At 62.7% G+C, this 19,650-nt stretch carries 17 protein-coding genes; 7 read left to right on the forward strand and 10 right to left on the reverse strand.

Annotated features, from left to right (window positions below; translation table 11 throughout):
• Positions 1-11: 11 nt before the first annotated feature.
• The 3 genes from C9990_RS08525 to C9990_RS08535 all read right to left on the reverse strand — a co-directional run bounded on the left by C9990_RS08525 (position 12) and on the right by C9990_RS08535 (position 4,593).
• Complete coding sequence (locus tag C9990_RS08525) at positions 12-3,482, reverse strand: PAS domain-containing hybrid sensor histidine kinase/response regulator (RefSeq protein ID WP_106803025.1); 3,471 nt, start codon at positions 3,480-3,482, stop codon at positions 12-14.
• 119 nt (positions 3,483-3,601) lie between these two features.
• Positions 3,602-3,985: a YbaN family protein gene (locus C9990_RS08530; protein ID WP_065909749.1), complete on the reverse strand. Its 384-nt coding sequence runs from the start codon at positions 3,983-3,985 to the stop codon at positions 3,602-3,604.
• 20 nt (positions 3,986-4,005) lie between these two features.
• Complete coding sequence (locus C9990_RS08535) at positions 4,006-4,593, reverse strand: YecA family protein (protein WP_065909751.1); 588 nt, start codon at positions 4,591-4,593, stop codon at positions 4,006-4,008.
• A gap of 275 nt (positions 4,594-4,868) precedes the next feature.
• Here C9990_RS08535 and recQ point away from each other — a divergent pair, with 275 nt between their 5' ends.
• Positions 4,869-6,995, forward strand: coding sequence for a DNA helicase RecQ (gene recQ, locus C9990_RS08540; protein ID WP_065909753.1), 2,127 nt, complete (start codon positions 4,869-4,871; stop codon positions 6,993-6,995).
• 121 nt (positions 6,996-7,116) lie between these two features.
• Positions 7,117-7,551, forward strand: coding sequence for a MarR family transcriptional regulator (locus C9990_RS08545; RefSeq protein WP_065909756.1), 435 nt, complete (start codon positions 7,117-7,119; stop codon positions 7,549-7,551).
• Positions 7,552-7,664: 113 nt separating this feature from the next.
• On the opposite strand, the gene C9990_RS08550 is transcribed toward C9990_RS08545, so the two are convergent.
• Positions 7,665-9,854, reverse strand: coding sequence for a patatin-like phospholipase family protein (locus C9990_RS08550; RefSeq protein ID WP_106803026.1), 2,190 nt, complete (start codon positions 9,852-9,854; stop codon positions 7,665-7,667).
• Positions 9,855-9,938: 84 nt separating this feature from the next.
• Here C9990_RS08550 and C9990_RS08555 point away from each other — a divergent pair, with 84 nt between their 5' ends.
• Complete coding sequence (locus tag C9990_RS08555; protein WP_065909760.1) at positions 9,939-10,226, forward strand: SelT/SelW/SelH family protein; 288 nt, start codon at positions 9,939-9,941, stop codon at positions 10,224-10,226.
• Positions 10,227-10,265: 39 nt separating this feature from the next.
• On the opposite strand, the gene C9990_RS08560 is transcribed toward C9990_RS08555, so the two are convergent.
• The 3 genes from C9990_RS08560 to C9990_RS08570 all read right to left on the reverse strand — a co-directional run bounded on the left by C9990_RS08560 (position 10,266) and on the right by C9990_RS08570 (position 12,404).
• Positions 10,266-10,547, reverse strand: a complete 282-nt coding sequence (locus C9990_RS08560; protein WP_106803027.1) for a hypothetical protein — start codon at positions 10,545-10,547, stop codon at positions 10,266-10,268.
• 128 nt (positions 10,548-10,675) lie between these two features.
• Complete coding sequence (locus tag C9990_RS08565; RefSeq protein ID WP_065909764.1) at positions 10,676-11,560, reverse strand: DMT family transporter; 885 nt, start codon at positions 11,558-11,560, stop codon at positions 10,676-10,678.
• 82 nt (positions 11,561-11,642) lie between these two features.
• Positions 11,643-12,404 carry an AraC family transcriptional regulator gene (locus C9990_RS08570; protein WP_065909766.1) on the reverse strand — a complete coding sequence of 254 codons (762 nt, stop codon included), beginning with the start codon at positions 12,402-12,404 and terminating at the stop codon, positions 11,643-11,645.
• Positions 12,405-12,541: 137 nt separating this feature from the next.
• Here C9990_RS08570 and C9990_RS08575 point away from each other — a divergent pair, with 137 nt between their 5' ends.
• Positions 12,542-13,351 carry a UDP-2,3-diacylglucosamine diphosphatase gene (locus C9990_RS08575; RefSeq protein ID WP_106803028.1) on the forward strand — a complete coding sequence of 270 codons (810 nt, stop codon included), beginning with the start codon at positions 12,542-12,544 and terminating at the stop codon, positions 13,349-13,351.
• Between the two features lie 124 nt (positions 13,352-13,475).
• Here C9990_RS08575 and C9990_RS08580 read toward each other — a convergent pair whose 3' ends face one another.
• From C9990_RS08580 to phhA, 3 genes are all read right to left on the reverse strand, one after another.
• Positions 13,476-14,669 carry an amino acid aminotransferase gene (locus C9990_RS08580; protein WP_106803029.1) on the reverse strand — a complete coding sequence of 398 codons (1,194 nt, stop codon included), beginning with the start codon at positions 14,667-14,669 and terminating at the stop codon, positions 13,476-13,478.
• Complete coding sequence (locus tag C9990_RS08585) at positions 14,669-15,025, reverse strand: 4a-hydroxytetrahydrobiopterin dehydratase (RefSeq protein WP_010208721.1); 357 nt, start codon at positions 15,023-15,025, stop codon at positions 14,669-14,671. Before C9990_RS08585 ends, C9990_RS08580 begins: the two co-directional genes overlap by 1 nt.
• 97 nt (positions 15,026-15,122) lie before the next feature.
• A complete protein-coding gene (gene phhA / locus C9990_RS08590; RefSeq protein ID WP_065909772.1) occupies positions 15,123-15,914 on the reverse strand; it encodes a phenylalanine 4-monooxygenase in 792 nt (263 codons plus the stop codon).
• Between the two features lie 256 nt (positions 15,915-16,170).
• Here phhA and C9990_RS08595 point away from each other — a divergent pair, with 256 nt between their 5' ends.
• The 3 genes from C9990_RS08595 (at position 16,171) to flgG (ending at position 19,631) form a co-directional block, all read left to right on the forward strand.
• Complete coding sequence (locus tag C9990_RS08595) at positions 16,171-17,733, forward strand: sigma-54-dependent transcriptional regulator (RefSeq protein ID WP_106803030.1); 1,563 nt, start codon at positions 16,171-16,173, stop codon at positions 17,731-17,733.
• Between the two features lie 311 nt (positions 17,734-18,044).
• Entirely contained in the window at positions 18,045-18,785 is a 741-nt protein-coding gene (locus tag C9990_RS08600; protein WP_065909780.1) for a flagellar basal body rod protein FlgF, read from the forward strand.
• 60 nt (positions 18,786-18,845) lie between these two features.
• Positions 18,846-19,631: a flagellar basal-body rod protein FlgG gene (flgG, locus tag C9990_RS08605; RefSeq protein ID WP_005790105.1), complete on the forward strand. Its 786-nt coding sequence runs from the start codon at positions 18,846-18,848 to the stop codon at positions 19,629-19,631.
• Positions 19,632-19,650: the final 19 nt, after the last annotated feature.

Genomic DNA, 19,650 nt, shown 5'->3' on the forward strand with positions numbered 1-19,650 from the left:
AGTCGGGTCGGTTACAGCGGTACGTGCCGGCTCAGCAGCGCCCGCAGCGCCGCAGGCTTGACCGGCTTGGCCAGGTAATCCAACCCTGCCGCATGCACCTGGGCGACCATCTCCGGGCGGCCATCGGCGCTGATCACCACGCCTGGAATCGGCTCTGCCAGTTGCGCTCGCAGCCATCCCATCAGTTCGGTGCCGGTTTCGCCGTGGTCGAGGTGATAGTCCACCAAGGCCAGTTGCGGGCGCACGCCCTCGGCGAGCAGCGCTGCGCATTGTGCCTGGTCGGTGGCGGTCCACACCTCGCAGCCCCAGCGCGTCAGCAGGCTGCGCATGCCGATCAGGATGCTTTCTTCATTATCCACGCACAGTACCTGCGCGCCGCTCAGCGGCAGGCCGTTTTCCGGCGCAGCCTTGATCTGCGGACTGGCCTGGTTGCGCGCCAGCGGCACGCGCACACTGAACACGCTGCCCTTGCCTGGCCAGGAGCGCACGCTCAATCGGTGATTGAGCACCCGGCACAGGCCGTCGGCGATCGCCAGGCCCAGGCCCAGGCCTTTTTCTGCACGGGTCTGGTGGCTGTCCAGGCGTTTGAATTCTTCGAAGATCACTTTCTGTTTGTCCAGCGGGATGCCGGGCCCTCGGTCCCACACCTCCAGGCACAGTTCGCCCTTGCGACGGCGTAAGCCAAGCAGCACCGGGCCGTCGGCATAGCGGAAGGCGTTGGTCAGGAAATTCTGCAAAATCCGCCGCAGCAACTTGATATCACTGTCCACCCGCAATCGGCTGCCACGCAGTCGGAAGCGCAAGCCCTGCTCGTGGGCCAGCGCCTTGAATTCGGCGCCGAGGGTATCGAACAGCTCGTTGAGCACGAACGGCTGGCGTTGTGGATTGATCTTGCCGTTTTCCAGGCGCGAAATATCCAGCAAATCGCTGATCAAGTCTTCGGCGGAGCGCAGCGAACTGTCCAGGTGTTGCACCAGTTGCCGCGCTTCACTCGACAGGCCGTCGTGCTGGTGGGAGAGGGCGGCGGAGAACAGGCGCGCGGCGTTCAACGGCTGCATCAAGTCATGACTGACGGCGGCAAGAAAGCGTGTCTTCGACTGGCTGGCAGACTCGGCGACACCCTTGGCGTCGGTGAGTGCCACATTCAGTTGCGACAGCTCATGGGTACGCTCGGTGACCCGTTGCTCCAGGCCCTCGTTGGCTTCAGTGAGGGCCTGTTCGGCTTCGCGGAACGCAGTAATGTCGGTAAAACTCATGACGAAACCGCCACCGGGCATCGGGTTGCCAATCAGCTCGATCACCCGCCCGTTCGGGAACAAGCGTTCGGACGTGTGCGCGCGGCCCTGGCGCATCCAGTGCAGACGGCGCGCCACATGCACCTCGGCCTCGCCTGGGCCACACAAACCGCGCTCGGCGTTGTAGCGGATGATGTCGGCAATCGGCCGCCCCACGCTGATCAGCCCGTCCGGGTAGTTGAACAGCTCCAGGTAGCGACGGTTCCAGGCCACCAGCTTGAGGGACTGGTCCACCACGCTGATGCCCTGGGTGATGTTCTCGATGGCGCCCTGCAGCAGGGCCCGGTTGAATTGCAGCACTTCGGAGGCTTCGTCGGCGATCCGTACCACGTCCTCCAGTTGCATTTCGCGCCCTTCGATGGCGGCTTTCACCACCGCCCGCGTCGACGATGCACCGAGTACACCGGCCAGCAATCGCTCGGTGTGAGCGATCCAGTCGTTGTCGGCATTCTGGTTGGGGTTGAAGCCTTTGCCCTGCCGGTAGGCAAAGCGGATAAAGCTCTGCTGGGCCCGCTCATCCCCGACGAAGCGCGCGGCCAAACTGAGCAGGTCGCTGATTTGTACCGAGAGCATCGAACGGGCGCTGGCACGTTGGCTGATTTCCTGGCCAATGAAGCGCCCGGCCTGCCAGTGTTCCGACACGCGCGTGCGCGACAGCATCGACACCCACACAAACAGCGTGAAGTTACCCGCCAGCGAGAACACGGTGCCCAAGGTCAATGACGTCACGGACAAACCCAGCGGGTGCGAATGCATCCACGTCAGCCCAGGGAAAAGGCTGAGGGACCAGCCCAGGCTTTTCGCCGTAACCGGTAGGACCAGGGTGTAGAACCACAGGAAGGTGCCCGCCGCCAATCCGGCAAATACGCCGCGCCGGTTCGCCTGTTTCCAATACAGCGCACCGAGCATCGCCGGCGCCAATTGGGTCACGGCGGCAAAGGCGATCTGGCCGATGGTCGCTAGGCTGGCACTCGAGCCGAGCAAGCGGTAGCTGACATACGCCAGCAGCAGGATGATCACGATGCTGACCCGGCGCACCGACAGCATCCAATGGCGGAACACTTCGAACGGCCGCTCGGCACTGGAGCGACGCAGCAACCACGGCAGCAGCATGTCGTTGGAGACCATGGTCGACAGCGCGATGCTCGCCACGATCACCATGCCGGTGGCCGCCGACGCACCGCCGATAAACGCCAGTACGGCGAGGGCCGGATGGGCTTCGGCGAGTGGCAGGCTGATGACATAGGAGTCCGGCATCACCGAGCCGGGCAGCATCATTTTGCCTCCCAGGGCGATAGGGATCACAAACAAGGCGGCGAGAATCAGGTAGGCCGGGAACACCCATTTGGCCAGGCGCAGGTCCTGCGGGTCGATATTCTCGACCACGGTGACGTGGAATTGTCGCGGCAAGCAGATGATCGCCATCATCGCCACGCCGGTCTGTACCACCATCGATGGCCAGTTGACGGTTTCTTTCCAGTATTCCTCCAGCCTCGGCGCGAGCATGGCCTGGCTGAACAAGTCGCCGAAACCGTCGTACAGGCCGTAGGTCACGAACGCGCCGACGGCGAGAAACGCGAACAGCTTGACCAGCGATTCAAAGGCAATCGCCAGCACCATGCCACGGTGGTGCTCCGTGGCGTCGAGGTTGCGCGTACCGAAGACGATGGTGAACAGCGCGAGCACCAGCGACACGATCAGTGCCGTGTCCTGGGCGCGGGTGCCCGTGGTGTCGGCACCCGCACCGATCAGCAGGTTGACGCCCAGCACGATGCCTTTGAGTTGCAGGGCGATATAGGGCAGCACGCCAACCAGGCAGATCAGTGCCACGACCACGGCCAGCGATTGGGATTTCCCGTAGCGTGCGGCGATAAAGTCGGCGATCGAGGTAATGTTTTCTTGCTTGCTGATCAGAATCATCTTCTGCAGCACCCAGGGTGCCAACACCAGCAGCAGCACGGGTCCCAGGTAGATCGGTAAAAACGCCCACAACTGTTCGGCGGCCTGGCCTACGGCGCCGAAGAACGTCCAGCTGGTGCAGTAGACCGCCAGCGACAGGCTATACACCCACGCGCGCATGCGCGGTGGCAGCGGCGCACGGCGGCGGTCACCGTAGAAGGCGATGGCAAACATAATGGCCATATAGGCCAGGGCAACGGCGGCGATCAGCCCGCTGGACAGCGTCATGGTAACTCCGAGCATAAGAACACCCAGGCATTCCAGGCCCGGTTGGACAGTCTCGCATGATGCCTGGGGTTAGTCAGTGTCGACCAAGGTCGTGTGGGCGCTAATGTCGCAGGCAGTGATCAACGTGGCGGCAGGGTTTTCTGGCGCAGGATGTAGATCGTCACCAGCACGGCGCTGGTCAGCATGAAACCACGGGCCCACGGCAGCGGCACCAGGTAGCAGGAGACACCGATGCTCAGCCACATCAAGCCAATGGCGTAGACCTTGCCTTTGAGCGGGATGCCATTGCCGTCCAGGTAGTCCTTGATCCACGGACCCAGGCGCGGGTGTTCCACCAGCCAGTGGTAGAAACGCGGGGAGCTTCGGGCGAAGCAGGCGGCGGCGAGCAGCAGGAAGGGCGTAGTCGGCAGTACCGGCAGGAAGATGCCGATGACGCCCAACGCTACGCTGAGCCAGCCGATGGCCAGCAGCAGGTAGCGCAGGAGCAGCGAGCGATTGCCCATGGGTGTCACGGGCAACTGACTCAGTGGTGACGTGGCTTGAGGATCGCCGGTTTTTCGTCAGGGGCGTTGCACAGCAGGTACAGCGCGGTCAGTGCTTCGGGGATCTGTACGATCATGTCGTCCATCAGGTTGGCGTCGGCGGCGATGTCGGAGAATTCCGGCTGATCGTCGAACAGGCCCGAACCGACCATGATCGGCAGCAGCATTTCGCTGACTTCTTCCTCGGCGGTTTCGAACCAGGCGGCTTCGCGCAGGAACACACCTTCCATGAAACCGATGCACCAGCCGCGCAGGTCGGAGTCATCCGGCTCTTCGCCCAGGTCCAGGTCGCACGGCAACTCGAATTCCTCGTCGGAGGCCAGCTGGCGACCGATATGGGCCTTGAGGGCGAGCAGGGTCGATTCGATTTCTTCACGCTGGGCCGCGTCGGTGTAGTGCGGCTCTTCGGCGAACAAGGCGTCGATCCACTCACGGTCCGGCACGGCCTCGGAGCAGATGGACAGGGCGGTCAGGTAGCCGTGGGCGGCCACGTAGTCCAGCGCCTCGTCATGCAGCTCATCGGCGTCGAGGAAGGCTTGCAGGCGGGTTAGTTGCTCAGCGAAGGACATTGAAGGGCTACCTTGGGAATAAACGATGCTGAATTCTAGGCTTTCTTGAGCGCCCAGGCCAGCTGCAAGGCATATTTGCCGGGTTTTAGAGACGGGCGTCTATTCGTCAGTCGCGCCCTTTGCCGAGTGTCGCTCGGGTATACTGCCGCGTTTTGTGATGCCCCTGCAGGTTAGGCGCCCGTCCGCGAAAACTTCGCTTACGGATTATTCTCCGTGAAAACGTATTTTTTCGGCCAGCCTGTACAGAGGGATTTCGGCACTATTTGGAGTTTTACATGCTCGAGCAGGCTCAACGCGTCCTCAAGGACATCTTCGGCTACGACAGTTTTCGTGGCCGCCAGGGTGCGATCATTGAGCGCGTGGCCAGTGGCGGTGACGCGCTGGTCCTGATGCCTACCGGCGGCGGCAAATCGTTGTGCTTCCAGGTACCGGCGCTGTTGCGCAACGGCCTGGCCGTGGTGGTGTCGCCGCTGATCGCGTTGATGGACGACCAGGTGGCGACCCTCGAAGAACTCGGCGTCGCCGCCGCCTCCCTGAACTCCACCCTCAGCGCCGAGCAGCAGCGCGACCTGGCCGCCCGCATCAAGCGCGGTGAAGTCAAGATGCTCTACCTGGCCCCCGAGCGCCTGGTGCAGCCGCGCATGCTGGCGTTTTTGCAGAGCCTGGAAATCGCGCTGTTTGCCATCGATGAAGCCCACTGCGTGTCGCAATGGGGGCATGATTTCCGTCGCGAGTATCTGCAGCTGGGCCAATTGGCGGAGCTGTTTCCTGACGTACCGCGCATCGCGCTGACCGCCACCGCCGACAAGCGCACCCGCGAAGAGATCGTCGAGCGCCTGCATTTGCAGAATGCCGAGCGCTTCCTGTCGAGCTTCGACCGCCCGAACATCTTCTACCGCATCGTACCCAAGGAGCAGCCGCGCAAGCAGTTGCTGGCGTTCCTCTCCGAGCGGCGCAGCGATGCAGGTATCGTGTACTGCCTGTCGCGCAAGAAGGTCGATGAGGTCGCCGCGTTCCTCTGCGAACAAGGTTACCCGGCGCTGCCCTATCACGCCGGCCTGCCGAATGATTTGCGTGCCTACCACCAGAAGCGCTTCCTCAACGAGGAAGGCCTGATCATGGTGGCGACCATCGCGTTCGGCATGGGCATCGATAAATCCAACGTGCGCTTCGTGGCACACATGGATCTGCCCAAGTCCCTCGAGGCGTATTACCAGGAAACCGGACGTGCCGGCCGTGATGGCCTGCCGGCCGATGCCTGGATGGTCTATGGCCTGCAAGATGTGGTGATGCTCAAGCAGATGCTGCAGAACTCCGAAGGCGATGAGCGCCACAAGCGCCTGGAGCAGCACAAGCTCGACGCCATGCTCTCGCTGTGTGAAGAAACCCGCTGCCGTCGCCAGACGCTGCTGGCGTACTTCGACGAGGATATGCCCGAGCCTTGCGGTCACTGCGACAACTGCGTCGACGGTGTGCAGACCTGGGACGCCACCGAGCCTGCGCGCCAGGCGTTGTCGGCGATCTACCGCACCGGCCAACGCTACGGCGTCGGTCACCTGGTGGATGTGCTGCTGGGCAAGGACAACGAAAAGGTGCGCAGCTTCGGCCACGAGAAACTGTCGGTCTACGGCGTCGGCAAGGCCCGCGCCGAGGGCGAGTGGCGCTCGCTGTTCCGGCAGATGGTCGCGCGCGGCCTGGTGGATATCGACCTGGAAGGCTATGGCGGGCTGCGCCTCAACGACAGTTGCCGGCCATTGCTCAAGGGCGAAGTGAGCCTGGAGCTGCGACGCGATCTCAAGCCGCAGACCACCGCCAAGAGCAGTACCAGCCAGGCCAGCCAACTGGTGCGCGGCGAAGAGCGCGAACAGTGGGAAGCCTTGCGCACCCTGCGGCGCAAACTGGCACAGGAACACAGTGTGCCGCCGTACGTTATTTTCCCCGACTCGACCCTGCTGGAAATGCTGCGCGAGCAGCCCACCACGATGGCCGAAATGGCGCGGGTCAGCGGTGTCGGCGCGCGCAAGCTGGAGCGTTACGGCCAGGCCTTCCTCGAAGTGCTCGGCGGCCAGGCCGAAGCACCCAAGGAAGTTGCCGATATTCGCCACGAACTGATCAGCCTGGCGCGCGCCGGGATGACTCCGATTCAGATCGCCGGCCAGCTGCAATGCTCGGAAAAAAATGTGTACACCTTGCTGGCCGAGTCCATCGGCAAGCAACAGTTGTCGCTGGAGCAGGCGCTGGATTTGCCGGAGGATCTGCTCGGTGAAATCCAGGATGCCTTCCTCGACGGAGAAGGCGAATTGCCACCGGTTGCCGAGATCGCGCCGCTGTTTACCGGGCGTGTTCCGGAGGGTGTTTTGTACTGCGTACGCGCTGCTTTGCAGTCTGAATTCGAAATTTAGTGCGTTGATTATGACAATGTAACGAATCAGTACATAGCAACTCTTGCCTACTGGCATGGCTCATGCTTAGCTGACTAATAATTAGCCACACTTTATTTTCAGTCTAAACCATGAGTTTTTTATGCCGTTAACCGATCAACACCGTTTTGGCATGCAGCTGGCGCAAATGTCCCGAGGTTGGCGCGCCGAGTTGGACCGCCGTCTGGCGGGGCTGGGCCTGTCCCAGGCGCGCTGGCTGGTGCTGCTGCACCTGGCCCGTTTCCAGGACGCGCCGACGCAACGCGAGCTGGCGCAAAGCGTCGGCGTCGAAGGGCCGACACTTGCACGCTTGCTCGACAGCCTGGAAGGCCAGGGTTTGGTGCAACGCCAAGCCGTCGTGGAAGATCGTCGTGCCAAACGCATTCTGCTGTGTGACACCGCCCGCCCCCTGATCGAACAGATCGAAACCATCGCCACCGCCCTGCGCCATGAGTTGTTTGTGGGTGTGGACGAAGCTGACTTGAGCGTGTGCATGCGCGTGCATGGGCACATCCTGGCAAACCTGGAAAAGTCCTGACCTCCAGAAACGACAGCCACCCGTAGGAGTCGGCTTGCCGGCGATGAGGCCCTGGAGCCATGCGGAGAATACCGCTGCCATCGCCGGCAAGCCGGGCGCCTGTGAAGCGCGTGTCAGAACGTCTGCCCCAGGTTCAGGTACACCGCTTTCTGATTGTCATCGTTGAACCCGTAGCTGAAATTCAGCGGCCCCAACGGTGTGTCAAAGCCGAGGAAAATACTCGCCGCGTTGATATAGCCACTGTCGAACTCATTGTCGTTGTTCCACGCCCGGCCGCGTTCCAGCGACGCGCCCAGGTACAGCGGGAAATCCAGCGGCAGGTACGAGCGTGGCGTCAGCCTGCGGTAGTACACGGCACGCATCAGGCTGATGTTCTGCCCCGAGATCGCATCCTGGCGAAAGCCCGATAGCTGCCGTGCACCGCCGAGCAGGAAGCTGGAAATCACCACGTCCGAATCATCCAGGGTGCGCCCGTAGCGACCGCCCAGCACCAGTGTGTCCGGGCCGTGGCTCATGGCCTTGTCCAGCTTGAATTCCCACTGGCGATAGCGCTGGTCCGAGCCCAGCCCCGGTTCGAATTCGCGGTAGGCCAGGCCGATGTCTTCGCCGGTATGCGGGAAGTACACGTTGTCCAGGGAGTCGAAGGAGTACTTCAGTTCATAGAAGCCTTCGCTGAAGCTTACGCTGGGCAAGCTGCGATCGCCGATGCGCACATCGGCCTTGCCCCAGGCTTCGCCGACGCCGAAGCGGATCTCGCCGCTGTTGCCGATCTGGCGCCCCACGTTCAGGCCGAAGCCGTAGCGTTCCAGGCGGTATTCGGAGATCGGGTCGTTGTCCAGGATCAGTTCGACGTTCTGTGCCTGGGCACTCAGGTAGGGGGCGACGAAGTAGCGCGAACCGGTGTCCATCGGCTGGTAGAACTCGCTGTACAGCTCCTGGCGATCGCCGATCTGCACGCGCGTCAGCCATTCGGCGCCGAGGCGGTTGATGCCATTCATGCGGTAGCTGGCGCCGAGGTTGAAGGCGCTGTCGCCGCGCATGTCGTCCGACAGGTTCAGGCCCAGGCGCAGGTAGTCGGTGCCGCTGCGCTTGCCGCGTGCGCTGATCACCAGGGTGTTGTCCTGGCCTTTCTTGACCACGCGGTATTGCACCTGCTCGAAGTAATCCAGGCCGTACAGGGTGCCCATGTCGGTTTGCAGGCGGCCCAGGTTCAGCGGCTCGCCCAGCGGTTGGCGGATGTAGTAGCGGATCACGTCGTCGCTGACTTTCGAGTCGTTCTCCACGTTGATCGCGGTGATGACCGGGGTGCGCTCGCCCGGCGTGCGCGCGGCCACCAGCTGCGGGTCGATCGGCTCGGCCGGGCGCAGGTGCGCCAGGCGCACATCGAGGGCACGGGTGGCGCGGTAGCCGGCGTCGATCATGTCCTTGGCCCGGCCGAAGTCGGTCACGCCATAGGCGGCCAGCGGCGGCTGGATCAGCACATCCTTGGGGTGCAGGGCCTTGAGTTGTTCTTCGGAGTTGCGTCGGGTCATCAGGGTGATGGACTGGTTGAGCACGTCCACCACCGTGGCCAGTTGCTTGCGCGAGCGCAGCGGGGTGCCGATGTCCACGACGATGGCGATGTCCACGCCCATTTCCCGTGCCACGTCCAGCGGGATGTTGTCAGTCATGCCGCCGTCCACCAGCAGCCGGCCGTCCAGTTCCACCGGGGCGAACACCGCCGGGATCGACATGCTGGCGCGGATCACCTGGGGCAGATGGCCTTTGCTGAACACCACCTTTTCACCGGTGGTGATGTCGGTGGCCACGGCGCGAAAGGGGATCGGCAGCTTGTCGAAATTACGCGTATTGCTGCTGTGGGCGAACATGCTTTCCAGCAGCAGCGCCAGGTTCTGGCCCTGGATCACCCCGAGGGGCAGGCCGAGGCTACCGTCATCGCGAAAGCTCAGTTTCTGCTTGACCAGGAAATCGCGGTCATCCTGCTTGCGCCGGAACGGCACGTCTTCACGCGGTGGCGCGTCGGACAGGGCCTGCTGCCAGTCGATGCCGAGCGCGAGTTTTTCCAGCTCGTCGATCTTGTAGCCCGATGCATACAGGCCGCCGATGACGGCACCCATGCTGGTGCCGGCAATCGCATCGATATGGATGCCCTGTTCTTCCAGTGCCTTGAGCACGCCGATGTGGGCGAGGCCACGGGCGGCGCCGCCGGACAGCACCAGGCCGATTTTCGGGCGTGGCGTTTCGAGGGCGTCGGCGAGAAGAGGGAGCAGGCACAGGAACAGGCAGGACAACAGGCGGCGCATCATGAATCTCGAGGCTGGGCGATAAAGGCCGGTATTATAGCCACCCGATCCGCCGAGCCCGTTACGTCAGGAGCCTCTCAAATTATGTCCGCTGATAAACCCGAGATCGTCATCACCTATTGCACCCAGTGCCAGTGGCTGCTGCGTGCCGCATGGCTGGCGCAGGAACTGTTGAGTACGTTCGCCGATGACTTGGGCAAAGTGTCGCTGGAACCGGCCACGGGCGGGGCGTTTCGCATCACCTGCGAGGGCGTGCAGATCTGGGAGCGCAAGGCCGATGGGGGCTTCCCCGAGGCCAAGGTGCTCAAGCAGCGCGTGCGCGACCAGATCGACCCACAGCGTGACCTGGGGCACAACGAGCGCAAGCCCTGACAGTCACCGCCACTGCAGGGCGGTGACTGGTGCCGGCAGCTATTTGGCGGCCATTTTGCTCTTGATGAAGCCTACGACCCAAGTCAACACCAGGCCGCCGATACCGCCACCGAGGATATTGCCGCCGACTGCCGCGACATCCAGCGCTTCGCCGCTGCTGGTGCCGGTCAGTGCCGCGACTATCTGGCCCAGTACCAGTCCGCCCACGCCGCCGATCAGTGTATTGAGCCCGGTGCCCAGGCCCTCTTTGGTCATGCCGGCGATGTTGCCGCCGATGGCGCCGCTGATGATCTGCACCAGCAAGCTGATGAACATTTCCATGATGAAACCCCTGCATAGCGTTAATCGAGTGACCTCTCGCTTGCAGCAACTTCAAGCATCAGGGCTGTCGTCGAGGAGTCTTTATCCGTTGAACGACGACAAACTGTTGCGGATGACCAGAGTATAGATCAGGCACTCGCTGCGGGCTGTTTGGCCTGGCTGGCGCTGCCCATCAACCCGGACAGCACGATGGCGACGATGATCAGCGCGCCGCCCATCAGCATGCGCAGTGTCGGGGTTTCGGCGAACAGCAGCCAGGCCACAGTGATGCCGTACACCGGCTCCATGGCAAATACCACGGAGGCGGTGCGCGCCTTGATCACCGCGAGGCTGGCGACGAACAGGCTGTGGGCCAGGCCGGTGCAGAACACGCCGAGCAGGCCGATCCATAGCCAGTCCAGCGCGCGAACCTCGGCCAACCCCGGCGCCGCCACGGGCAGCAGGCAGGCCGCGACTACCAGGTTCTGGCACAGCGCCGCCTGCACCGCCGGAATCCGCCCGGAGCTGGCGCGGTTGTTCAGCGACAGCAACGAGAACAGCAACCCCGAGACGATCCCCCAGAGCAGGCCGCCGGTGGCTTCGCTGGCGAGATTGAAATCCGGTGTCACCAGCACCAGGCCGACGGTGACCAGCGCCACCAGCAGCACTTCATTGGCGCGAATGCGCTCGCGGAAGATCAGCCCCTCGAGGATCACGGTAAACGCCGGGAACGCGGTGAACCCAAGGGTTGCCACCGCCACGCCAGCCACCTTCACCGCGATGAAAAACGTCACCCAATGCGCGGCCAGCAGCACGCCGCTGATCACCAGCCGGCGCCAGTCGCGCAACGCCAGGCGCTTCCAGGTGGTGTTGCTGGCAAAGCGCGCAAACACTGCCAACGCCAACACCGCAAACGCGGCACGGCCGAACACGATGATGGCGGGTGATGCGGCCGCCAGTTTGCCGAATACGCCGGTGAGGCCAAACATCAATGCGCCGATATGCAGGGCGCCGAGGGCTGAGCGGGGAGTCATTGCGATCCTTGAAACCAACGGGAGTGACAGGTTCGCAGTCTAGAGGGTTGCGGGCGAAGGTGTCTGTCGTGGGGCTCGCGATTTATAGCGCAGGACTCTCGCCCACGCGCAAGGCGGTGGGGGAAGCGCCAAATTCACGCAGCATCGCCGCCGCGAATGCACTTTGCGACGCATAGCCGACGCGCGCGGCAATCTCGCCGATCGCCAGTGGCGTCTCGCGCAGCAGGCCCAGGGCCTTGTGCAGGCGGCGGCTGCGGATGTAGTCCATCGGCGTCTGCCCACACTCGGCGACGAATCGCGCATGCAGGCGCGCCACCGACAGCTCGGCGATACGGGCCAGATCGGCGACTTGCAGCGGGTGCGCCACGTGTCGCTCGATATGCGCATTGAACGCCGCATACGGCAGGCGCCGGCCCGGCAGCGGTGGCGCAAGGGAATGATTGAGGCTGGCCAGCAGCAACACCGCGCCTTGCTGGACGATCAGCGGATCGTCCACCGGGCTGTGCGCCAGCCATTGCACCAGTTGATGTTGCCGCGAGTCGAGGGCCAGGCGCGCGGGCTGGTCGAGCAGGCGGCGGCTGGCGTCCGCATGCTCGCCCAGGGATTGCAGCAGCCAATGTTCGGTGGGCACATCCAGCACCAGGCACCGGCTGCCATCACGGCTGCCGCACGCGTGGTGGGCGGAGAAGGGCAGCACCATCACGCTGCTTTCGCGCACCTGGCTGCCACGGCCATCCACTTCCAGGTCCAGGTGCCCGGACAGGCCGAACACCAACTGCGCGTGGTCATGGCTGTGGGCGAGCGGTGCTTCGAGGTAGTGGCGCAGCGTGAGGGCGGCTCTCATCGTGGTCTCCAGGGTTGCAGCGTGCCAGTCTACAACGCTTTGCGGCGCGCCGGCGCTGTCATCAGAGTGACGCACGACTGTCATGGGCTATTAATCGCCAGGGCGCAAGCTCGCGAAAACACCGTCGAGGGATGCCCATGACCAGTGCCGAGTTCGCCAAGCCCAGCCGCAAGCAACGGGTTCGTACCCTGTGGATTTCTGATGTGCACCTGGGCACTCGGGATTGCCAGGCCGAACATTTGTCGCAGTTCCTCAAGGGGTATCACGCCGACAAGGTGTACCTGGTCGGCGATATCATCGATGGCTGGAAAATGCGCGGTGGCATGTATTGGCCACAGGCTCATACCAACGTGATCCGCCGCCTGTTGACCATGGCCAAGCGCGGTACCGAAGTGATCTACGTCACCGGCAACCATGACGAATTCCTGCGCCGCTATTCCAAGCTGATCCTGGGCAACATCCAACTGGTGGACGAGGCCGTGCATGTCACCGCCGATGGTCGTCATTTGCTGGTGATCCACGGCGACCAGTTCGATGTGATCACTCGGTATCACCGCTGGCTGGCGTTCCTCGGCGACTCGGCCTACGAGTTCACCCTCACCCTGAACCGCTGGCTCAATCACTGGCGTGCGCGTTATGGCTATGGCTACTGGTCGTTGTCGGCGTACCTCAAGCACAAGGTCAAGACCGCGGTGAGTTTCATCAGCGATTTCGAAGAAGCCATCGCCCATGAAGTGACCAAGCGCGAGCTGCACGGCGTGGTGTGTGGGCATATCCACCATGCGGAGATTCGCAAGGTGGGCGAGGTGGACTACCTCAACTGTGGGGATTGGGTGGAGTCGTGCACGGCGTTGATCGAGCACTGGGATGGGAGTATCGAGTTGTATCGGTTGGCGGATGCGCAGGCGAAAGAGGCACAGCTCAAGGCTGAAATGGTGGCGGGCTAAGGGCCCGACACCTTCCACCTGTGGGCGCTGGCGTGCCGGCGATAGCGGTGTTCAGTCAGCTTGTTCAGTGACTGATACACCGCCATCGCAGGCACGCCAGCTCCTACAGTTTGAGTCGGTTTCGTCAGTTGGAGACGTCGGCGATGGCTTCGGCCAGCAGCGTCAGGCGCGTGGCATCGATGCCCGCGACGTTAGCCCGGCCCGAACTCACCATGTACACGCTGTGTTTCTCCCGCAGCTGTTTCACCTGCTCGGCACTCAGGCCGGTATAGGAAAACATCCCGCGCTGTGTGCCGATGTGCGCAAACCGCGCCGACAGGCCATGGGGCGCCAATGCTTCCACCAGCCCGGAACGCAGGTGTGCAATGCGTGAACGCATGGCTTCGACCTCGTCGCTCCAGCGTTTTTTCAGCTCGGCATCCCCCAGGATCGTCGCGACCACCGCCGCGCCATGATCCGGCGGCGTCGACCAGAGGTTGCGTGCGATATTCGCCAGTTGGCTGCGCACATCCGTCAGTTTCTCGGCATCCGCCGCGCACACGATCAACGCGCCGACGCGGTCGCTGTACAGGCCGAAGTTCTTCGAGCAGGAGCTGGTAACCAGGACTTCCGGCAACTCGGCCGCAAACAGGCGCACCGCCCAGGCATCCTGCTCCAGGCCGTCGCCGAAGCCCTGGTAGGCGAAGTCGATCAGCGGCAGCAGCTGGCGCTCGCGCACGATCTGCAGGACCTGGCGCCAGTCATCCTGGGACAGGTCGAAACCCGTCGGGTTGTGGCAGCAGGCGTGCAGCAGCACCACGTCGCCCTTGGGGATGGTAGCGAGGGTCGCCAGCATCGCCGCCACATCCAGGCGGTTGTCGGTGCCCACGTAAGGGTAATGACTGACCTTGAGGCCGGCCTTGGCGAAGATGGTTTCGTGGATCGGCCAGGTCGGGTTGCTCAGCCACACGCCACGGCCGGGCAGGCTGTGGGCGATGAAGTCGGCACTCAGGCGCAGGGCGCCGGTGCCGCCCGGCGTCTGGGTCGCACCGGCGCGGCGGGCTTGGATCAGGGCCGAATCGGCGCCGAGCACCAGGGCGCTGATCAGCGTGCCGAAGGCCGCGTTGCCGTGGCCGCCGATGTAGGTCTTGGTGGTCTGGGTGTCGACCAGGCGCTGCTCGGCGAGCTTCACCGAATGGGGAATCGGTGTCAGGCCCTGGTCGTCCTTGTACACGCCCACGCCGAGGTCGAATTTGTTCGGGTTGGGGTCCTGGGCGTACAGGTCCATCAGCCCGAGGATCGGGTCGCCGGGCACACGGCCAATGGCATCGAAATGCATTACTTGCGGCCCTCGGCGTCCTTGGCCACTTCGTCGGTGCGCGCGGCCATGATGAAATCGTTGCGGTGCAGGCCCTTGATGGAGTGGCTCCACCAGGTCACGGTGACCTTGCCCCATTCGGTCAGCAGGCCTGGGTGATGGCCTTCGGCTTCGGAGATTTCACCCATGGCGTTGGTGAAGGCCAGGGCAAACTTGAAGTTCTTGAACAGGAAGACCTTCTCCAGTTGCATCACGCCGTCGCGCACTTCGATGTTCCAGTCGGGAATCTGCTTGAGCAGCACCGGCAGTTCTTCATCGCTGACTTGTGGAGCGTCGGCGCGGCAGGCTTCGCAATGGGCTTGGTTCAAGGTGGTCATGGGGGTGTCCTGAATTCGAATGTATGAAGGTCAGTAGCGTTACCCTAAAGCAACGCGCGGCCAGGGAACAGACTCACCTGGCCTCAAGATGTAAGGTTCAAGCAGCCTTGGGCTTTGGCGGGAATTTCGGTGCATGCAGACCCAGCTGCATCCCGCGTTCGACCATGCCCATGATGTCTTCCTGCGCCACGTCGAACAGGCGCTTCAGGTCCGGCAGCACGAAGTACAACGGCTGCAGGATGTCGATGCGGTACGGCGTGCGCATCGCTTCCAGTGGGTCGAAGGCTTGGTGCTCGGGCTCGGACGACAGGCTGTACACCGTCTCCTTGGGCGACGACAAAATGCCGCCACCGTAGATGCGCAGGCCGGTGGGCGTATCTACCAGGCCGAACTCGATGGTCATCCAGTACAGGCGCGCCAGGTACACGCGCTGCTCTTTGGTGGCCGCCAGGCCGAGCTTGCCGTAAGTGTGGGTGAATTCGGCGAACCAGGGGTTGGTCAGCAACGGGCAGTGACCAAAGATCTCGTGGAAAATATCCGGCTCTTGCAGATAGTCCAGCTCTTCACGGGTACGAATAAAGGTCGCCACCGGGAACTGCTTGTTGGCGAGCAATTCGAAAAAGGTCTGGAAGGGGATCAGTGCGGGGACACGGGCGACTTGCCAGCCTGTAGTCTCGGCCAGCACTTTATTGATCTCGCCCAATTGCGGAATGCGGTCCAGTGGCAGGCCGAGCTTGTCGATGCCGTCCAGGTATTCCTGGCAGGCACGGCCTTCGATCACTTTCAACTGGCGCGTGATCAGGGTGTTCCACACCGCGTGTTCTTCCGGCGGGTAGTGGATAAAACCTTGCGCATCGGGCTCGCGGGCCACGTATTGCGTCTGCTTCATACGGCTCTCCTGCTAGGCATTCGTTCTTGTTATGTCCTGCGATGCCTCTATTGATACCGAGGCGCGGCGCCGATGCCATCCACCCGCGGCAGCTATCTGTAGGAAAATTTACCGAATTGTGTAAAGTATTCGTTACGCTTGTGGGCCGGTGGCGTCGGCGGGCTGTAAAAAGGCCGGTGACTGTCACATAATCTTGACGACTATCTGCGCCCAGCGGCAAAAAGACGCGGCGCCTCCCCACTCTTCGGGCCTTTTCATGCGTATCAAAGTGCACTGCCAGAACCGCATCGGCATCCTGCGGGACATCCTCAACCTGCTGGTGGAATATGGCGTCAACGTCGCCAAGGGCGAGGTCGGCGGCGAGCATGGCAACGCCATCTACCTGTATTGCCCGAACCTGGTGAACATGCAGTTCCAGGCGTTGCGCCCGCAGTTCGAGGCGATTGCCGGGGTGTTTGGCGTCAAGCGGGTCGGGCTGATGCCCAGCGAGCGGCGGCATATGGAGCTCAATGCCTTGCTCGGCGCCCTGGAATTTCCGGTGCTGTCGATCGACATGGGCGGTTCCATCGTCGCCGCCAACCGCGCGGCGGCGCAGTTGCTCGGGGTGCGGGTGGATGAGGTGCCGGGGATTCCACTGTCGCGCTACGCCGAAGACTTCGACTTGCCCGAGCTGGTGCGCGCGAGCAAGTCGCGGATCAATGGCCTGCGGGTCAAGGTCAAGGGTGACGTGTTCCTGGCGGATATCGCGCCGCTGCAATCTTCCGAGCACGATGACAGCGAAGCCATGGCCGGGGCCGTGCTGACCCTGCACCGCGCCGACCGCGTGGGCGAGCGTATCTACAATGTGCGCAAGCAAGAGCTGCGCGGCTTCGACAGTATTTTCCAAAGCTCCAAGGTCATGGCCGCGGTGGTGCGTGAAGCCCGGCGTATGGCGCCGCTGGATGCGCCTCTATTAATAGAAGGCGAAACCGGCACCGGCAAAGAGCTGCTGGCGCGTGCCTGTCACCTGGCCAGTCCACGCGGGCAGTCGCCGCTGATGGCGCTCAATTGCGCCGGTCTGCCGGAGTCCATGGCCGAGACCGAACTGTTCGGCTACGGTCCCGGTGCGTTTGAAGGTGCGCGGGCCGAGGGCAAGCTCGGGCTGTTGGAGCTGACGGCGGGCGGTACGTTGTTTCTCGATGGTGTCGGTGAAATGAGCGCGCGGTTGCAGGTGAAATTGCTGCGCTTTCTGCAGGACGGTTGCTTTCGCCGGGTCGGCAGTGATGAAGAGGTGTACCTGGATGTGCGCGTGATCTGCGCCACCCAGGTGGATTTGTCCGAGCTGTGTGCCCGGGGCGAATTCCGCCAGGACCTGTATCACCGCCTCAATGTGCTGTCCCTGCATATCCCGCCGCTGCGCGAATGCCTGGATGGCCTGGCGCCGCTGGTCGAGCACTTTCTCGATCAGGCCAGCCGCCAGATTGGCTGCCCGCTGCCCAAGCTGGCGCCTGCCGCGATGGATCGCCTGAGCCACTACCACTGGCCGGGCAACGTGCGGCAGCTGGAAAACGTGCTGTTCCAGGCGGTGTCGTTGTGCGAGGGCGGCACGGTCAAGGCTGAGCATATTCGCTTGCCGGATTACGGCGTGCGTCAGCCGCTTGGCGATTTCTCCCTCGAGGGCGGCCTGGAAGAGATCGTAGGACGCTTTGAGAAGGCGGTACTGGAAAGCCTGTATGCCGAGCATTCCAGCAGCCGGCAACTGGGCAAGCGCCTGGGGGTGTCGCACACCACCATCGCCAATAAGTTACGCGATTACGAAATTCTCAAGGCCGACAAGTAACTACCTGACATAACTGGGTCAAAATGTGGGAGCGGGCTTGCTCGCGAATGCGGTGGATCAGTCACCTTATGTGCTGGCTGACACAGCGCCTTCGCGAGCAAGCCCGCTCCCACATTTGATTGTGTCGTTGCCGTAAGCGGCATAAGTCCGCCGTTTTTTCGACTCCTACTCACCGCCCATTTCCCGTCACCCAGCCGCAAACCCTTGCCCCGCCTGGTCTTTCCCTCATTTTAAAAAGTTGGTTCGCAAATTGCTTAAGCCTCATCAGTACAGCGGTGGGCGGCAAGCGTCCGTCAGAAAGAGGAAAGAGCGTGGACAAGTACCTTTATGTGGCAATGACCGGCGCCAGCCAGAATGCTCTGGCGCAGAAGGCCCATGCCAACAACCTGGCGAACATTTCCACCAACGGTTTTCAGCGCGACCTGGAGCAGGCGCGTTCGATGCCGGTGTTTGGCGACAGCTTTCCGGCGCGCGCCTTTGCCATGACCGAGCGCCCAGCCACCGACTTCAGCCCCGGCGCGATGATCGAAACCGGTCGCGACCTTGATGTGGCCGTCAACGGCAACGGCTGGTTGGCCGTGCAGACCCCGGATGGCAGCGAAGCCTACGTGCGCAGCGCCAGCATGAACGTCGATGCATTGGGCGTGCTGCGGGCCGGCAACGGTATGCCGGTGATGGGCAATGGTGGTCCGATCGCCGTGCCGCCGCAGCAAAAAATCGAAGTGGGTTCCGACGGCACCATCAGCATCCGCGCCATGGGCGAAGGCCCGCGTGTGATGGCTGAAGTGGACCGCATCAAGCTGGTCCAGCCGGACCTCAAGAATATGAATAAAGGCCTGGACGGCACTATCCACACCAAGGACGGCCAGCCGGCCCAGGCCGACGCGAACGTGACCCTGACCTCGGGTTTCCTGCAGGCGAGCAACGTGAATGCGGTGGAAGAAATGACCGCAGTGCTGGCGCTTTCCAAGCAGTTCGAGCTGCACATCAAGATGATGAACAGCGCTAAAGAAGACGATCAGGCCATGACTCGCGTCATGCAGATGAGCTGATAACAGCCCTAACTAATTTGTGATGCGGCGCCAACAAACAGGCGCACGAAGGAGAACAGCATGCTTCCGGCTCTATGGGTTGCCAAAACAGGCCTGTCCGCCCAGGACACCAACCTGACCACCATTTCCAACAACTTGGCCAACGTGTCGACTACGGGTTTCAAACGTGACCGTGCCGAGTTCCAGGACTTGCTCTATCAGATCAAGAAACAGCCGGGCGCCCAGTCGACCCAGGACAGCGAACTGCCGTCGGGCCTGCAACTGGGTACTGGTGTGCAGATCGTCGGCACCCAGAAGAACTTCAGCGCCGGTAACCTGCAGCAGACCGGCCAACCGCTGGACATGGCCATCAACGGCCGTGGCTTCTTCCAGATCCTGCAGCCGGATGGCACTACTTCCTACACCCGTGACGGTACTTTCCACCTGGATTCCAACGGCCAGATCGTGACGGCCAACGGTTTTGCCCTGGAGCCGGCTGTGGTCGTCCCAGCGGATGCCAAGACCTTCACCGTCGGCAACGACGGCACCGTGTCGATCACCGTCGCCGGCAACCCGGCGTCGCAAGTAATCGGCAACCTGCAGACCGCCGACTTCATCAACCCGGCCGGCCTGCAGGCCATGGGTAACAACCTGTTCCTGGAAACCGCCTCCAGCGGCGCGCCGCAAATCGGCACCCCTGGCCTCAACGGTTTCGGCACCACGCTGCAAAGCACCCTGGAAACTTCCAACGTGAGCACGGTTGAGGAGATGGTCAACATGATCACCACCCAGCGCGCCTACGAGATGAACTCCAAGGTGATTTCCACCGCCGACCAGATGCTTTCGTTCGTAACGCAGAATCTGTAATCAAGTCTATGGGGCGCTC

Source organism: Pseudomonas sp. S5D5 (assembly GCF_003013355.1).
In the GTDB taxonomy this organism is placed as follows: Bacteria; Pseudomonadota; Gammaproteobacteria; order Pseudomonadales; family Pseudomonadaceae; genus Aquipseudomonas; species Aquipseudomonas aylmerensis.

What these genes read in the sequence shown, in the direction of transcription:
- C9990_RS08525 (WP_106803025.1), bottom strand. Translation starts at nt 3,482, where the DNA reads ATGACGCTGTCCAGCGGGCTGATCGCCGCCGTTGCCCTGGCCTATATG.
- C9990_RS08530 (WP_065909749.1), bottom strand. Translation starts at nt 3,985, where the DNA reads ATGGGCAATCGCTCGCTGCTCCTGCGCTACCTGCTGCTGGCCATCGGC.
- C9990_RS08535 (WP_065909751.1), bottom strand. Translation starts at nt 4,593, where the DNA reads ATGTCCTTCGCTGAGCAACTAACCCGCCTGCAAGCCTTCCTCGACGCC.
- recQ (WP_065909753.1), top strand. Translation starts at nt 4,869, where the DNA reads ATGCTCGAGCAGGCTCAACGCGTCCTCAAGGACATCTTCGGCTACGAC.
- C9990_RS08545 (WP_065909756.1), top strand. Translation starts at nt 7,117, where the DNA reads ATGCCGTTAACCGATCAACACCGTTTTGGCATGCAGCTGGCGCAAATG.
- C9990_RS08550 (WP_106803026.1), bottom strand. Translation starts at nt 9,854, where the DNA reads ATGCGCCGCCTGTTGTCCTGCCTGTTCCTGTGCCTGCTCCCTCTTCTC.
- C9990_RS08555 (WP_065909760.1), top strand. Translation starts at nt 9,939, where the DNA reads ATGTCCGCTGATAAACCCGAGATCGTCATCACCTATTGCACCCAGTGC.
- C9990_RS08560 (WP_106803027.1), bottom strand. Translation starts at nt 10,547, where the DNA reads ATGGAAATGTTCATCAGCTTGCTGGTGCAGATCATCAGCGGCGCCATC.
- C9990_RS08565 (WP_065909764.1), bottom strand. Translation starts at nt 11,560, where the DNA reads ATGACTCCCCGCTCAGCCCTCGGCGCCCTGCATATCGGCGCATTGATG.
- C9990_RS08570 (WP_065909766.1), bottom strand. Translation starts at nt 12,404, where the DNA reads ATGAGAGCCGCCCTCACGCTGCGCCACTACCTCGAAGCACCGCTCGCC.
- C9990_RS08575 (WP_106803028.1), top strand. Translation starts at nt 12,542, where the DNA reads ATGACCAGTGCCGAGTTCGCCAAGCCCAGCCGCAAGCAACGGGTTCGT.
- C9990_RS08580 (WP_106803029.1), bottom strand. Translation starts at nt 14,669, where the DNA reads ATGCATTTCGATGCCATTGGCCGTGTGCCCGGCGACCCGATCCTCGGG.
- C9990_RS08585 (WP_010208721.1), bottom strand. Translation starts at nt 15,025, where the DNA reads ATGACCACCTTGAACCAAGCCCATTGCGAAGCCTGCCGCGCCGACGCT.
- phhA (WP_065909772.1), bottom strand. Translation starts at nt 15,914, where the DNA reads ATGAAGCAGACGCAATACGTGGCCCGCGAGCCCGATGCGCAAGGTTTT.
- C9990_RS08595 (WP_106803030.1), top strand. Translation starts at nt 16,171, where the DNA reads ATGCGTATCAAAGTGCACTGCCAGAACCGCATCGGCATCCTGCGGGAC.
- flgG (WP_005790105.1), top strand. Translation starts at nt 18,846, where the DNA reads ATGCTTCCGGCTCTATGGGTTGCCAAAACAGGCCTGTCCGCCCAGGAC.